Genomic DNA, 13,275 nt, shown 5'->3' with positions numbered 1-13,275 from the left:
ACGCTGAAAAACAAAAGCCCCGCCCTGTGAATGGCGGGGCTTTTTTACATTCCAGGTCGGGATATTCCATTGGCTATCAGGGCCTCATCGCAGGCAAGCCAGCTCCCACAGTTGACCGAGTTGACTTGAAGAAACGCGATTAACTGTGGGAGCTGGCTTGCCTGCGATAGCGCCCGTTCCCACAACACTTCTTCATCGCCTGGCGATAAATCCCGACAACGCCGCAATCGCTTCCGGCGACTTCAACCGCTGGGTAAACAACGCCCCCTCCTCCTCGATCACCCTGCGCAACTGCTCGCGATCGACGCTTTTCATCAGATGCTTGCTGACCTGCACCGCTCCCGGCGCCAGGGTTTCAAAGCGTGCGGCGACTTCCCGCGCCTTGGCCAACGCCGATTCGCCGCTGCCCAGTGCCTCAGTGGCAATGCCCCAAGCGGCAGCCTGCTCACCGGTAAAACCTTCACCCAACAGCAACAACTCCGCTGCCTTGGCATGCCCCAGCAAGCGCGGCAGGATCAAGCTGGAACCAAACTCCGGACACAGCCCCAGGTTGACGAACGGCATGCGCAGCCGCGCGTCCCGGCTGACGTACACCAGGTCACAATGCAGCAGCAGCGTCGTACCAATCCCCACCGCCACGCCCGCCACTGCCGCAATCACCGGCTTGCGGCAATTGAGCAAGCTGCGCATGAAGTGAAACACCGGAGTGTCGAGATCAGCCGGCGGTTGTTCAAGGAAGTCGCCAATATCGTTACCGGCGGTGAAGCACTCACTGCTGCCCTGGATCAACACGGCGTTGACGCTGGTATCGGCATCCGCCTGCTCCAGTGCTTCGGCCAGTTGGCTGTACATGGCGCGGGTCAGGGCGTTTTTCTTGTCCGGGCGGTTGAGCTGCAGGAGCAGCAACCCGCGTTCGCGTTGCTGCAGGATGGCATCGGTCATGGCAAATCTCGCGGCTGGAAAATTCAGCGCTCAACCACGGGGCAGGAACACATCGGCCAGCAGTTGATTGCGCGGCAGTCCGGCCAGGAACAGGCGCTTGGAGAAGGCCTCGACGCTGGCAGGGTGCCCGCAGAGTAAGGCCAGAGTTTGCCGGGAAACAAGCCGCAGTTGCGCCAAAGCGTCAGTCGACCCGGCCGCGGTCCATAGCTCGACCGTCACGTTCGGATGCGCCGCAGCCAACTGCGCCAGTGGCTCGGCCAGATAATGACCGCCGGTATCATGGGCCAGGTGAATGACCCGGATGGCGCCTTGGTGATCCTGGCGCAAGGCCTCACGTAGCACGCCCCACAAGGGGCCAAGTCCGGTGCCCGAGGCCAGCAGCCAGAGCGGCCGGGATTGCCAGTCTGGGTCGTACTGCAACGCCCCGCCCCGCAGTTCGCCCAGGCGCAGGCTGTCACCGGCCTTGAACTGGCGGGCGGCGTCGCTGAACTCGCCGGGCAGGCGGCAATCGATGTGAAACTCGAGAAACGGATCGTCCTGGGGCAGGCTGGCCAGAGAGTAAGGCCGCGCAATGCTGCCCGCCCACAACACCAGATGCTGCCCCGCCCGGTAGCGCAAGCTGCGCTCGGGTTGCAGCCGCAGACGTAGCACCGTCGGGTTCAACCAATCGACGCTCAGCACCGTCGCGGGCAGCCCATCACGCAGTGGGTCAAATGCCTCGACCTGCAAATCAGCCACGACCTGGCACTGACAGGCCAGGCGCCAGCCGTCCTGGCGTTGCGCCGGGCTCAGGGCATCGGGTTGATTGTCCTGAAGGTCACCCTGGCAACGCACCAGACAGGCATGGCAGCTACCGGCGCGGCAGCTGTAGGGCACAGCCACACCCGCCTGGTTCAGGGCATCCAGCAGGTTGCTGCCGGCGGCTACCGACCAGTGGCGTGCGCCGACGTGAAGTTCAGGCATAAAACTCTTCAACTGTAGGAGCGAGCTTGCTCGCGAAGGTCGCTAACGATAACGCGGGCGGCCTGACGAAACCCACCAGATTCACGTTTTTCGCGAGCAAGCTCGCTCCTACAGTGAACCGGGACCGGCATTCATGACCATAGTCGGGTGTATCGGCCACCGCGGCGGGTTATACTGCCGCGCCTTTTTAGCGTCGCGCCAGCACCATACGGCGTGCCTTGGAAAGGTGCCTTCAGCCGACCGATTCACCCTACTGAAGGCACCTTTATTGAATGTTCCCTTATAGAGGAGCGCGACTCATGACCGTGATCAAGCAAGACGACCTGATTCAGAGCGTTGCCGACGCCCTGCAATTCATTTCCTACTACCATCCCGTTGACTTCATCCAGGCGATGCACGAGGCCTACCTGCGCGAAGAATCGCCAGCGGCCCGTGACTCCATGGCTCAGATCCTGATCAACTCGCGCATGTGTGCCACCGGCCACCGCCCGATCTGCCAGGACACCGGCATCGTCACCGTATTCGTACGTGTCGGCATGGACGTGCGCTGGGATGGCGCCACCATGAGCCTGGACGACATGATCAACCAAGGCGTGCGCCAAGCGTACAACCTGCCGGAAAACGTGCTGCGGGCTTCGATCCTTGCCGACCCGGCCGGCGCGCGTAAAAACACCAAGGACAACACCCCTGCCGTGATCCACTACTCCATCGTCCCGGGTAACACCGTGGAAGTGGACGTGGCCGCCAAAGGCGGTGGTTCCGAGAACAAGTCGAAAATGGCCATGCTCAACCCGTCCGACTCGATCGTCGACTGGGTGCTGAAGACCGTTCCGACCATGGGCGCCGGCTGGTGCCCACCGGGTATGCTCGGCATTGGCATCGGCGGCACCGCCGAGAAAGCCGCTGTAATGGCCAAGGAAGTGTTGATGGAATCCATCGACATCCACGAGCTGAAAAAGCGCGGCCCGTCCAACCGTATCGAAGAGATGCGCCTGGAGCTGTTCGAGAAGGTCAACCAACTGGGCATCGGCGCCCAGGGCCTGGGTGGCCTGACCACCGTGCTCGACGTGAAAATCATGGACTACCCGACCCACGCGGCCTCGCTGCCGGTGTGCATGATCCCCAACTGCGCCGCCACCCGTCACGCGCACTTCGTGCTCGACGGCTCGGGCCCCGCGTCGCTGGAAGCCCCACCGCTGGACGCCTACCCGGAAATCGTCTGGGAAGCCGGCCCGTCGGCCCGTCGCGTCAACCTCGACACCCTGACCCCGGAAGACGTGCAGAGCTGGAAGCCGGGCGAAACCGTACTGCTCAACGGCAAGATGCTCACCGGTCGCGACGCGGCGCACAAGCGCATGGTCGAGATGCTGAACAAGGGCGAAACCCTGCCGGTGGACCTCAAGGGTCGCTTCATCTACTACGTCGGCCCGGTTGATCCGGTACGCGAAGAAGTGGTGGGGCCTGCCGGTCCGACCACCGCCACGCGGATGGACAAGTTCACTCGCCAGATCCTCGAGCAAACCGGCCTGTTGGGCATGATCGGCAAATCCGAGCGCGGCCCGACCGCTATCGAAGCGATCAAGGACCACAAGGCGGTTTACCTGATGGCAGTGGGCGGCGCGGCTTACCTGGTGGCCCAGGCCATCAAGAAATCCCGCGTCGTGGCGTTCGCCGAGCTGGGCATGGAAGCGATCTACGAGTTCGACGTGAAAGACATGCCGGTCACCGTTGCAGTGGACAGCAAGGGCGAGTCGGTACACATCACCGGTCCTGCCATCTGGCAGAAAAAGATCAGTGAAAGCCTGGCGGTAGAAGTGCAGTAAGCATTTCCCCTGCAAGATAAATGACCTTGTGGCGAGGGGGCTTGTCCCCCGTTGGGCTGCGCAGCGGCCCCGAAAAAAGCGGGAGCGCTGCGCACTCCAACGGGGGACAAGCCCCCTCGCCACAAGACAATCCCTCCCCTCGCAACAAGCCATGCACTGCGTGCTATGGTGCTCGCCCCTAATTGCACTGTTCATCTTCGTATGATTGCGATTCCCCGCCCGCTGCGTTTGACGTTCTACTCCTTGCTGATCATCGCCGGCGCGGTACTGGCTGCCGCCCTGGCCACCCGTCACGCCGAACGCCTGGCCCTGGTGGATGACGCTGCCCGCGCCAATCAGCAGCTCATGCTCTATGGCAACTCCCTGCACACCCTGATCGAACGTTACCGCGCCCTGCCCGCCGTACTGGCCCTGGACTCGGAAATGATCAGCGCCCTGAAGGGCCCGCTGGACACCGCCACCCAGGATTTGCTCAACCGCAAGCTGGAGCGCATCAACGGCGCCGCCCAGTCTTCCACCCTGGAACTGATGGACCGCAATGGCCTGGCCGTGGCCGCCAGCAACTGGAACCTGCCCAGCAGTTATGTGGGGCACAACTACGCGTTTCGCCCGTACTTCAGCCAGACCCTGAGCCAGGGCACCGGGCGGTTTTATGCCGTGGGGGTGACCACCGGGATTCCGGGATACTTCCTTTCCAGTGCGGTGGTCGGCGAGAACGAACAGTTCCTCGGCGCCATGGTGGTCAAGCTGGAGTTCCCGGAACTGGAACGCGAGTGGGCTCAGGGCAATGACCTGCTGCTGGTCAGCGACGCCCGGGGCATTGTGTTTATCGCCAACCAGCCGGGCTGGCGCTACCGCGCGCTTCGCCCACTGTCGGACAACGACCATGCCGAACTCAAGGCCACCCGCCAATACGACAAGAAACAACTGCTGCCGCTGGACGCCGAAGTCCTGCAGCGCTTCGACGAAAACAGCCACCTGATGCGCGTCGACGGCCCCGACGGCAAGGCCAACTACATCTGGGAATCCCTGCCGCTGAAGGCTGAAGGCTGGACCTTGCACCTGTTGCGCAAACCACAGGTTGCCTTTGAGGACCAACGCAACGCTGGCCTCGCCGCCGCCGGTTCGTGGCTGGCGCTGGTGTTCCTGGTGCTGTTCCTGACCCAGCGCTGGCGCCTCGCCCGCCTGCGCCAGCGCAGTCGTGAGGAACTTGAACAGTTGGTGGAGGAACGCACCCGCGCCCTGCGTACCGCCCAGGACGGTTTGGTGCAGTCCGCCAAGCTGGCAGCGCTGGGGCAGATGTCCGCCGCACTGGCCCACGAAATCAACCAGCCACTGACCGCCCAGCGCATGCAGTTGGCGACCCTGCGGCTGCTGCTGGATCACGGCCGGGTGGACGACGCCTACCAGGCCCTGACCCCGCTGGACGACATGCTCACCCGCATGGCCGCCCTCACCGGCCACCTCAAGACCTTCGCCCGCAAGAGCCCCAGCGGCCTGCGCGAACGCCTCGACCTGGCCACGGTGGTGGACCAGTCCCTGCATTTGCTCGACGCCCGCCTGCGTGACGAAGCCATCGGCACCGTCCTCGATTTGACCCGTCCGGCCTGGGTACGGGGCGACGCGATCCGCCTGGAACAGGTGCTGATCAACCTGCTGCGCAACGCCCTCGACGCCATGGCCGACAAACCGCGCAAACGCCTGGAAATCCGCCTGCACGCCGATCAACAACTGTGGTGCCTGACCGTCAGCGACAGCGGTGGCGGGATTGCCGAGGAAAACCTCAACAGCGTGTTCGACCCGTTCTTCACCACCAAGCCGGTGGGCGACGGGCTCGGCTTGGGGCTCGCCGTGTCGTACGCTATCGTCCACGAACTCGGCGGCCGCCTGAGCGCCGGTAATCACGGTGACGGGGCGATCTTTACCCTGACCTTGCCTATCGCGCTGGAGACGCCAGACCTATGTTGAATTCGGTGATTGTGGTCGATGACGAAGCCAGCATTCGCACGGCCGTCGAGCAATGGCTGAGCCTGTCGGGGTTTGAGGTGCAGTTGTTCAGCCGCGCCGAGGAATGCCTGGCGCGATTGCCCAGGGACTTTCCCGGGGTGATCCTGAGCGACGTGCGCATGCCCGGCCTCAGCGGCCTGGAGTTGCTGGCTGAAGTGCAGCGGCGCGACGCCGACCTGCCGGTGATTCTGCTCACCGGCCACGGCGATGTGCCGATGGCCGTCGAAGCCATGCGCGACGGCGCCTACGACTTCCTCGAAAAACCCTTCAGCCCCGAGGCCCTGCTCAGCAGCCTGCGCCGGGCGCTGGACAAGCGCGGGCTGGTGCTGGAAAACCGCCGCCTGCATCAGCAGGCCGATCACCGGGCCCAGTTGGAATCGAGCCTGCTCGGGGTGTCGCGCGGCTTGCAGAACCTGCGCCGGCAAGTGCTGGACCTGGCGGGCCTGCCGGTCAATGTGTTGATTCGCGGCGAAACCGGCAGCGGCAAGGAACTGGTCGCCCGTTGCCTGCATGATTTCGGCCCCCGGGCGAAGAAGCCATTTGTGGCGCTGAACTGCGCGGCGATTCCCGAGCAGCTGTTTGAAGCCGAGCTGTTCGGCCATGAAAGTGGCGCGTTTACCGGCGCCCAGGGCAAGCGTATCGGCAAGCTGGAGTATGCGGACGGTGGCACGCTGTTTCTCGATGAGATTGAAAGCATGCCCCTGGCCCAGCAGGTGAAATTGCTGCGGGTGTTGCAGGAGCAAAAACTCGAACGGCTCGGCTCCAATCAAAGCATCAAGGTGGACTTGCGGATCATCGCCGCGACCAAGCCCGACCTGCTGGACGAAGCCCGCGCCGGGCGTTTTCGTGAGGATTTGGCCTACCGCCTGACCGTCGCGCAACTGCGCCTGCCACCGCTGCGGGAACGCCGGGAAGACATTCCGCTGCTGTTCGAACACTTTGCGCAAAGCGCCGCCGAACGCCTGGGCCGCAGCTTCGCTCCGTTGAGCGGGCCGGCGCTGGGCCGCCTGCTCAGCCATGACTGGCCGGGCAACGTACGAGAGCTGGCCAACGTCGCTGAACGCCAGGTGCTGGGGCTGGGTGAACCGGAGCCGGAAGGCATCGAAGCCGGGCAATCGCTGGCGGCGCAACAGGAAGCGTTTGAAGCCCATTGCCTGAAAGCCGCGTTGACCCGGCACAAGGGTGATATCAAGGCGGTGCTGGCCGAGCTGCAGCTGCCTCGGCGCACCTTCAATGAAAAAATGCAGCGCCATGGCTTGGCGCGGGACACGTTCCTCTAACCCGATCGTTCCCACGCTCCGCGTGGGGATGCAGCTCTGGACGCTCCGCGTCCGCCTTAAAATCGTGACGCGGAGCGTCACAGGATGCGCTCCCACGCAGAGCGTGGGAGCGATCTTCGTCGGCGGATTTCCGCTCATCACCCTTTAATCATCAGCAACTTTCCGCTCAAAAAAATCCTGCAACCCCTCTAGACCGGGCCTTCATCTGATTGGCACAGCTCCTGCTATAGCCCAGCCAGGCTGCGCTTGGGCGCGCTCCACAAAAACAATTAGATGAAGGATCCTTAAATGGATAACTCCAACTCCCTGCCTGTAGGGTCGGCGGCTGCGCCGGCAAAAGAACGCACCACTTCCAGCCGTATCAGGTCGATCTTCAGCGGATCGGTCGGCAACATGGTCGAGTGGTACGACTGGTACGTCTACGCTGCTTTCTCGCTGTACTTCGCCAAGACCTTTTTCCCGAAAGGCGACACCACCGCCCAACTCTTGAACACCGCCGCGATCTTCGCCGTGGGTTTCCTGATGCGTCCGATCGGTGGCTGGCTGATGGGCCTGTACGCCGACAAAGTCGGGCGTAAAAAGGCCTTGATGGCCTCGGTGTACCTGATGTGCTTCGGCTCGTTGCTGATTGCCCTAAGCCCGGGCTATGAGGCCATTGGTATCGGTGCGCCGATCCTGCTGGTCTTTGCCCGTTTGCTGCAGGGCCTGTCGGTAGGTGGCGAATACGGCACCTCCGCCACTTACCTCAGCGAGATGGCGACCAAGGAACGTCGTGGCTTCTACTCCAGCTTCCAGTACGTGACCCTGATCTCCGGCCAGCTCATCGCCCTTGGCGTGCTGATTGTGCTGCAACAGACCCTGACGACCGAGCAGCTGTACGACTGGGGCTGGCGCATCCCGTTCGCCATCGGCGCCCTGTGTGCGGTAGTGGCGCTGTACCTGCGTCGCGGCATGGAAGAAACCGAGTCGTTCACCAAGAAAGAAAAAGCCAAGGAAAGCGCGATGCGCACCTTGATGCGCCACCCCAAGGAACTGATGACCGTGGTCGGCCTGACCATGGGCGGCACCCTGGCGTTCTACACCTACACCACCTACATGCAGAAATACCTGGTGAACACCGTCGGCATGAGCATCTCCGACTCCACCACCATTTCGGCAGCGACACTGTTCCTGTTCATGTGCCTGCAACCTATCATCGGCGGGCTGTCGGACAAGGTTGGCCGCCGGCCAATCCTGATCGCCTTCGGCGTTCTGGGCACGCTGTTCACGGTGCCGATCCTCACCACCCTGCACACCATCCAGACCTGGTGGGGCGCGTTCTTCCTGATCATGGCCGCACTGATCATCGTCAGCGGCTATACCTCGATCAACGCCGTGGTGAAGGCTGAACTGTTCCCGACTGAGATCCGCGCCCTGGGTGTTGGCTTGCCCTATGCGCTGACCGTATCGATCTTCGGCGGCACCGCCGAATACATCGCGCTGTGGTTCAAGAGCATCGGCATGGAAACCGGCTACTACTGGTACGTGACGGCCTGTATTGCAGTATCGCTGATGGTGTATGTGACCATGAAGGACACCCGCAAGCATTCGCGGATTACCACGGACTAAGGGTTCTGCCGAGATAAAAAAGGGGCTGTGTCAGTGCATGACGCAGCCCCTTTTTCATTGGCGAACACTCCACCTGAGTGCACTATGATGCCCTTCCCCGAACCACCAGCAGGAACCCCGGCCATGTCCGACGATATCCATTTCTACGAACCCGCCAACGGCCACGGCCTGCCCCATGACCCGTTCAATGCGATTGTCGGCCCGCGCCCGATTGGCTGGATTTCGTCCCACGACAGCCAGGGCCGCCTGAACCTGGCGCCCTACAGCTTCTTCAATGCGTTCAACTACATTCCGCCGATCATTGGGTTTTCCAGCGTCGGGCGCAAAGACAGCCTGAACAACATCGAACAGACCGGCGAATTCGTGTGGAACCTGGCCACCCGCCCGCTGGCCGAACAGATGAACCAGAGTTGCGCGCCGGTCTCTCCCGAGGTCAACGAGTTTGAATTGTCGGGCCTGACGCCGGTGGCTTCAAAGGTGATCGCCGTGCCTCGCGTGGGTGAGAGCCCGGTGTCGTTCGAGTGCAAAGTGACGCAGATCATTCAGCTGCAGCGGGCCGACAAGGAGCTGGTGCCGAGTTGGTTGGTGCTTGGCGAGGTCGTGGCGGTGCATATCGCCAAGTGGCTGTTGAAAGACGGGGTGTACGACACGGCTGCCGCCGAGCCGATCCTGCGTGGAGGCGGCCCGGCAGATTATTTTCAGTTGGGGCCGGAAGCGATGTTCAAAATGTACCGCCCAGGCGCCGCGAAACGCTGATTGGAATGCGATAAAAATGTGGGAGATTCTATGGTTGAGGGTTGCCCCTCAATCATAGAATCTCCCACATTTGGATCAGCGGTGTTTTAGTTGGCGGAAGTTGCCCAAGAAAGCTGACCGTCTTCATCTACATTGACCAAGCGCTCCAGTTGCAGGGCGGCGGCATCATCAGCGTCATCAGCGGTCTTGAATTTCTGTCCATCGAGGATCTTGTGAAAGCGCGGTGCGCCCATGCCATCCAGCGCCTTGACGGCGATGGCGGCGCTATAGCCACCCTCTTCTTCACGCACCAAGGCGGAAACGGCTTCGTGGTGGGCAAATTCTTTACGTGCCATGTTGCAGGTCCTGGCCAGTGGGAAAGGCGGCCATTCTAAAGCACTAACCCGCCAGTTGCAGGTACTCGCCGTAGGCGTTGGCTGCCGAGGCGTCGGTGAAGGTCTGGAAGTCCATGCTGCGAACCACCATGTCGTTCAACAACTCGGTGAACACCATCAGCGCCGGTGAGCTGAAGTAGGCACTCATTGCCTGCTCGCTGCTCCAGAAGCCCGACACCAACCACACATCCGGGTCGGCCAGGGAGTGCTGCAACGAGAATTGCAGGCAGCCCTGAGCCTGGCGGCCCGGTTCGATCAAACTGCTCAAGCGTGCACCCAGTTCGGTGCTGTACCCGGTACGGGCACGGATAAAGGCCATATGGCTCGCGGGAATGGGGGTGGACATGTTCGACTCTCCCGTTGAGAAGTGATGCTCGGCAAGCACTGTGAGGGCGTGTTGCCACAGGATCAAAGATACGGGCGCGGGTGTGGATGCGGTTAGTCGATTCCTGCCAGCTTATTGCACAATCCTGCGAGAAGCGTAGAGATAGCAATCGGACTGCGGGTTTTATTCCCGGCATGACTGCCGTATTTCAGGGGCATGACAGCCCTCTGCTTGCCTGATTCACGATTTATCGCAGGATCAGGCAAGGATTGTGCAGAATCGAAGTACCGCTTTTTGCAAAGCCGCCTTTAAGCTGTGCCCATCGTCAAAAGCACCAGAGGATGTCCCATGCCGTCGCCCGACCTTCGCTCCACGCCCCTCGACGCCGACATGGAAAAGCAGCGCGCAGAACTCGCCGGCATCGTACGTCGGCACACTTGGGAGGACGGTTCCTACGGCACGGCGATCACGTCGCTGTACCTCAACCGCCATAACACCCCACGGGAATTCACGCCTGTGCTGGTAGAACCCGCGCTGTGCATCCTGGCCCAGGGCAGCAAGGAAGTGCGCCTGGCGGATGAAGTCTTCGCCTACGACCCGCTCAATTACCTGGTGTTTTCGGTAGCGATGCCGGTGGCCGGGCGCATCCTTGATGCCACGCCGGAAGACCCCAACCTGTCGATTCGAGTGAATATCGATCCGGCACACATCACCGCACTGATTGCCGAAGCCGGACCGATGGGCGTGCCCCCGCGCCCGACCTCCCGAGGGATGTATGTCGACCGCCTGGACAACCAGCTACTGGACGCCGTGCTGCGCCTGACCCGATTGCTGGACACGCCGAAAGACATCGCGATGCTGGCGCCGTTGATCAATCGGGAAATTCTCTACCGTTTGTTGCGTGGCCCGCAGGGATATCGGCTGTATGAAATCGCCGTCGCCAACAGTCAGAGCCATCGGGTGAGCCAGGCGATCACCTGGCTGAACGGCAACTACGAACAACCCCTGCGTATTGATGACCTGGCCAAGGAAGTAAACCTCAGCGTTTCGACCTTGCACCACCGCTTCAAGGCGATGACCGCCATGAGCCCGTTGCAGTACCAAAAACAGTTGCGCTTGCAGGAGGCTCGGCGGTTGATGATCGCCGAGGGGCTGGAAGCCTCGGCGGCGGGGTATCGGGTGGGCTATGAAAGCGCCTCGCAGTTCAGCCGCGAATACAGCCGGCTGTTTGGTGCGCCGCCGCTTAGAGATCTGGCCAGATTGCGTCAAAGCATTTGACGCACCACAGACCGACAATGTGGAGTTGGAAGCACGCTCCGTTCCGAGAGTCGCTGTAACCCAACCCACATGGAGCGCGCTGCGCTAAGTCATATCCAGCCCGGTGAAATAGTAGTCGAGGCGATATCGCGGCGAATGACGCGCCCAGTCGTAGTGCCCCCTCATCTCAGATCGCATAGACGACAGAAAGCGTATCAACTCAGGGCTGGCCCCCTTTCGCGCAGCGGTTTCCAACTCAAGGTACTGGTCTATCAACTGGTTATGCAGCGCTGCGGTAGCGTCCAGCGCATCCTGCTCATTCAGTCCTTCATGCGCAATGAGTACGGCTGGATAGTTGAGGGCTACTACCCGCGTCTCATCTCTTTCCTTAGGGAACGAAAAGATGTCGTTGCATAGCGCAGTGATACTGGTAACCACTGCATTCAGGTCACGAATGTCTTGACGCAGGTACTCCGTCGGCGGGACTTCATATCCGGCGGCGACGTCTTGCAACGCCAAACCGAATGGCGTTGCAGTGGTTAACCGGCGCCCCACGAGGTACTCCACCGGACTCGGTGTGCGGCGCGTGGAATGCCAACCGGCTTCCCACAGCGTTCCAACAAAATAGTAGGTAGCCGCCTCAACGCAGCGCATGTACTGAGTCGATGAACTCAGCATTTGCAATCGCCGCCAACTGTCTATTGTCGCGGTACCGATGCTTTTACACAGACTGGCTTGCTGAGCCGAGCAGCCTGCAATAACCGCTGCCCCCAAAGCGTCGTGCTCCCGGGCGTTGGGATTATCCATGATCTCGCGGAGCCATAGATGCAGGCGGGTCAGATTGGCTACGTCGTGCCCGAAGATGCCCGTGTCTCCTACAGCATCATCCAAGGCAAACAACCAACCAAAAAAATCGGTGATCAACTGCAAGCCTTCATCCGTCGCGGTAGGGTACTCACGACTGGTGAACTCTCCAAAATTGCCATACTTCACCGAGCGAGCCATCACGGGATCAGTCAAAAGCCCAACGCTCGTCAACCAGCGAACCATGGACGCTTCCACCTGGGGACCTGCGGGGTGGATGGTTGCAGCGAAAGGGTAACTCAGGCGAGGAAACACTAACCTGGCTGCCGGACTCATTGGCCTGCCCCTCATACTGTGCAATCAGGCGCCAAAACGGCGCTGTCTTTGCAGATAGCTGTTGATGGCTGCGTCAAAATCATTCTTGCTGAATTCCGGCCAGCACACGGAAGAGAAATAGTATTCGGAAAACGCACTTTGCTACGGCATGAAGCCTGACAGCCTTTGCTCGCCGGAAGTGCGAATAATCAGGTCAGGGTCAGGGTTGCCAGCGCTGTAGAGGTGGGCGTTCACATCCTCAAGGCTCAATGTTTCGGCCAGATTGGAAAGCTCCCCGGTGGCTTCACGCTCAATCAGAATTTTTCTGAATGCCGAAACGATCTCATCACGGCCGCTGTAGGCAATGGCAATGTTGACCCACATCCCGCTCTCTCCCCGAGTGAAGGCCTGGGCGCGCTCGATGGACTGAACAACCTCGCCGGGTAACTTACATAGCTCGCCAAAAAAGTTGAGGCGCCAGCGGCGTATAGCAGCCAGACCATCAATCACGTCAACGATAATGCCCAGTAATGCATCGATTTCCTGTGCATCGCGCTTGAGGTTCTCCAAGGACAAGGGCCAAAGAGTAACCTGGGGAATATGGTGCATGTCGCACCAGGAAAGAAACGTGGCAACTGCCGCCCCGCCCTGGCGATAACCTTCTGTAACCGGCAGGTTATTCTTCGCTGCCCATCGCCGATTGCCGTCCATTATGACCGCAAGATGCTGCATCGGAGGGTTAGCAACTGCCGACCATAGACCGGGGATGTCCGCATCTTCATTGCGCATGAACAACACTCCTGACGCTTCCTGCGTCCTGT

At 61.1% G+C, this 13,275-nt stretch carries 11 protein-coding genes and 1 pseudogene; 6 read left to right on the top strand and 6 right to left on the bottom strand.

Features of this window, described 5'->3' with window-relative positions:
- Positions 1-192: 192 nt before the first annotated feature.
- Both ACUN0G_RS19885 and ACUN0G_RS19880 read right to left on the bottom strand, forming a co-directional pair.
- Positions 193-942: an enoyl-CoA hydratase-related protein gene (locus ACUN0G_RS19885; protein WP_445574096.1), complete on the bottom strand. Its 750-nt coding sequence runs from the start codon at positions 940-942 to the stop codon at positions 193-195.
- A 30-nt stretch (positions 943-972) separates the two neighbouring features.
- Entirely contained in the window at positions 973-1,905 is a 933-nt protein-coding gene (locus ACUN0G_RS19880) for an iron-sulfur-binding ferredoxin reductase (RefSeq protein ID WP_445574095.1), read from the bottom strand.
- A 299-nt stretch (positions 1,906-2,204) separates the two neighbouring features.
- Between ACUN0G_RS19880 and ACUN0G_RS19875 the strand changes: the two genes are divergently transcribed.
- The 5 genes from ACUN0G_RS19875 (at position 2,205) to ACUN0G_RS19855 (ending at position 9,379) form a co-directional block, all read left to right on the top strand.
- Complete coding sequence (locus ACUN0G_RS19875; RefSeq protein ID WP_003214142.1) at positions 2,205-3,728, top strand: fumarate hydratase; 1,524 nt, start codon at positions 2,205-2,207, stop codon at positions 3,726-3,728.
- Between the two features lie 201 nt (positions 3,729-3,929).
- Positions 3,930-5,696: an ATP-binding protein gene (locus ACUN0G_RS19870; RefSeq protein ID WP_445574094.1), complete on the top strand. Its 1,767-nt coding sequence runs from the start codon at positions 3,930-3,932 to the stop codon at positions 5,694-5,696.
- Positions 5,690-7,015 carry a sigma-54-dependent transcriptional regulator gene (locus ACUN0G_RS19865; RefSeq protein WP_445574093.1) on the top strand — a complete coding sequence of 442 codons (1,326 nt, stop codon included), beginning with the start codon at positions 5,690-5,692 and terminating at the stop codon, positions 7,013-7,015. Before ACUN0G_RS19870 ends, ACUN0G_RS19865 begins: the two co-directional genes overlap by 7 nt.
- A 288-nt stretch (positions 7,016-7,303) precedes the next feature.
- Complete coding sequence (locus tag ACUN0G_RS19860) at positions 7,304-8,623, top strand: MFS transporter (protein ID WP_421524751.1); 1,320 nt, start codon at positions 7,304-7,306, stop codon at positions 8,621-8,623.
- A 123-nt stretch (positions 8,624-8,746) separates the two neighbouring features.
- Positions 8,747-9,379, top strand: coding sequence for a flavin reductase family protein (locus ACUN0G_RS19855; protein WP_445574092.1), 633 nt, complete (start codon positions 8,747-8,749; stop codon positions 9,377-9,379).
- Positions 9,380-9,465: 86 nt separating this feature from the next.
- On the opposite strand, the gene ACUN0G_RS19850 is transcribed toward ACUN0G_RS19855, so the two are convergent.
- Together ACUN0G_RS19850 and ACUN0G_RS19845 are read right to left on the bottom strand one after the other, a co-directional pair.
- Positions 9,466-9,714, bottom strand: a complete 249-nt coding sequence (locus ACUN0G_RS19850; RefSeq protein ID WP_063027568.1) for a hypothetical protein — start codon at positions 9,712-9,714, stop codon at positions 9,466-9,468.
- A gap of 43 nt (positions 9,715-9,757) precedes the next feature.
- Positions 9,758-10,099 (bottom strand): antibiotic biosynthesis monooxygenase family protein, encoded by a 342-nt coding sequence (locus ACUN0G_RS19845; protein ID WP_003214130.1) that lies wholly within the window; start codon positions 10,097-10,099, stop codon positions 9,758-9,760.
- 327 nt (positions 10,100-10,426) lie between these two features.
- Here ACUN0G_RS19845 and ACUN0G_RS19840 point away from each other — a divergent pair, with 327 nt between their 5' ends.
- Positions 10,427-11,356 carry an AraC family transcriptional regulator gene (locus ACUN0G_RS19840; protein ID WP_445574091.1) on the top strand — a complete coding sequence of 310 codons (930 nt, stop codon included), beginning with the start codon at positions 10,427-10,429 and terminating at the stop codon, positions 11,354-11,356.
- 84 nt (positions 11,357-11,440) lie between these two features.
- Here the strand turns inward: ACUN0G_RS19840 and ACUN0G_RS19835 are convergent, their stop codons facing one another.
- Together ACUN0G_RS19835 and uppS are read right to left on the bottom strand one after the other, a co-directional pair.
- A complete protein-coding gene (locus ACUN0G_RS19835) occupies positions 11,441-12,385 on the bottom strand; it encodes a terpene synthase family protein (protein ID WP_445574090.1) in 945 nt (314 codons plus the stop codon).
- Between the two features lie 114 nt (positions 12,386-12,499).
- Positions 12,500-13,186 (bottom strand): annotated as a pseudogene (gene uppS, locus ACUN0G_RS19830) (polyprenyl diphosphate synthase).
- Positions 13,187-13,275 lie beyond the last annotated feature (89 nt).

Source organism: Pseudomonas sp. 32A (genome assembly GCF_052682255.1).
Note: the sequence above shows the minus strand (reverse complement) of the source record. Positions and strands in the feature narration are given on the sequence as shown.

Coding starts and splice junctions, on each gene's coding strand:
- ACUN0G_RS19855 (WP_445574092.1), top strand. CDS start 8,747: ATGTCCGACGATATCCATTTCTACGAACCCGCCAACGGCCACGGCCTG.
- ACUN0G_RS19840 (WP_445574091.1), top strand. CDS start 10,427: ATGCCGTCGCCCGACCTTCGCTCCACGCCCCTCGACGCCGACATGGAA.
- ACUN0G_RS19850 (WP_063027568.1), bottom strand. CDS start 9,714: ATGGCACGTAAAGAATTTGCCCACCACGAAGCCGTTTCCGCCTTGGTG.
- ACUN0G_RS19870 (WP_445574094.1), top strand. CDS start 3,930: ATGATTGCGATTCCCCGCCCGCTGCGTTTGACGTTCTACTCCTTGCTG.
- ACUN0G_RS19835 (WP_445574090.1), bottom strand. CDS start 12,385: ATGGTTCGCTGGTTGACGAGCGTTGGGCTTTTGACTGATCCCGTGATG.
- ACUN0G_RS19860 (WP_421524751.1), top strand. CDS start 7,304: ATGGATAACTCCAACTCCCTGCCTGTAGGGTCGGCGGCTGCGCCGGCA.
- ACUN0G_RS19885 (WP_445574096.1), bottom strand. CDS start 942: ATGACCGATGCCATCCTGCAGCAACGCGAACGCGGGTTGCTGCTCCTG.
- ACUN0G_RS19845 (WP_003214130.1), bottom strand. CDS start 10,099: ATGTCCACCCCCATTCCCGCGAGCCATATGGCCTTTATCCGTGCCCGT.
- ACUN0G_RS19880 (WP_445574095.1), bottom strand. CDS start 1,905: ATGCCTGAACTTCACGTCGGCGCACGCCACTGGTCGGTAGCCGCCGGC.
- ACUN0G_RS19875 (WP_003214142.1), top strand. CDS start 2,205: ATGACCGTGATCAAGCAAGACGACCTGATTCAGAGCGTTGCCGACGCC.
- ACUN0G_RS19865 (WP_445574093.1), top strand. CDS start 5,690: ATGTTGAATTCGGTGATTGTGGTCGATGACGAAGCCAGCATTCGCACG.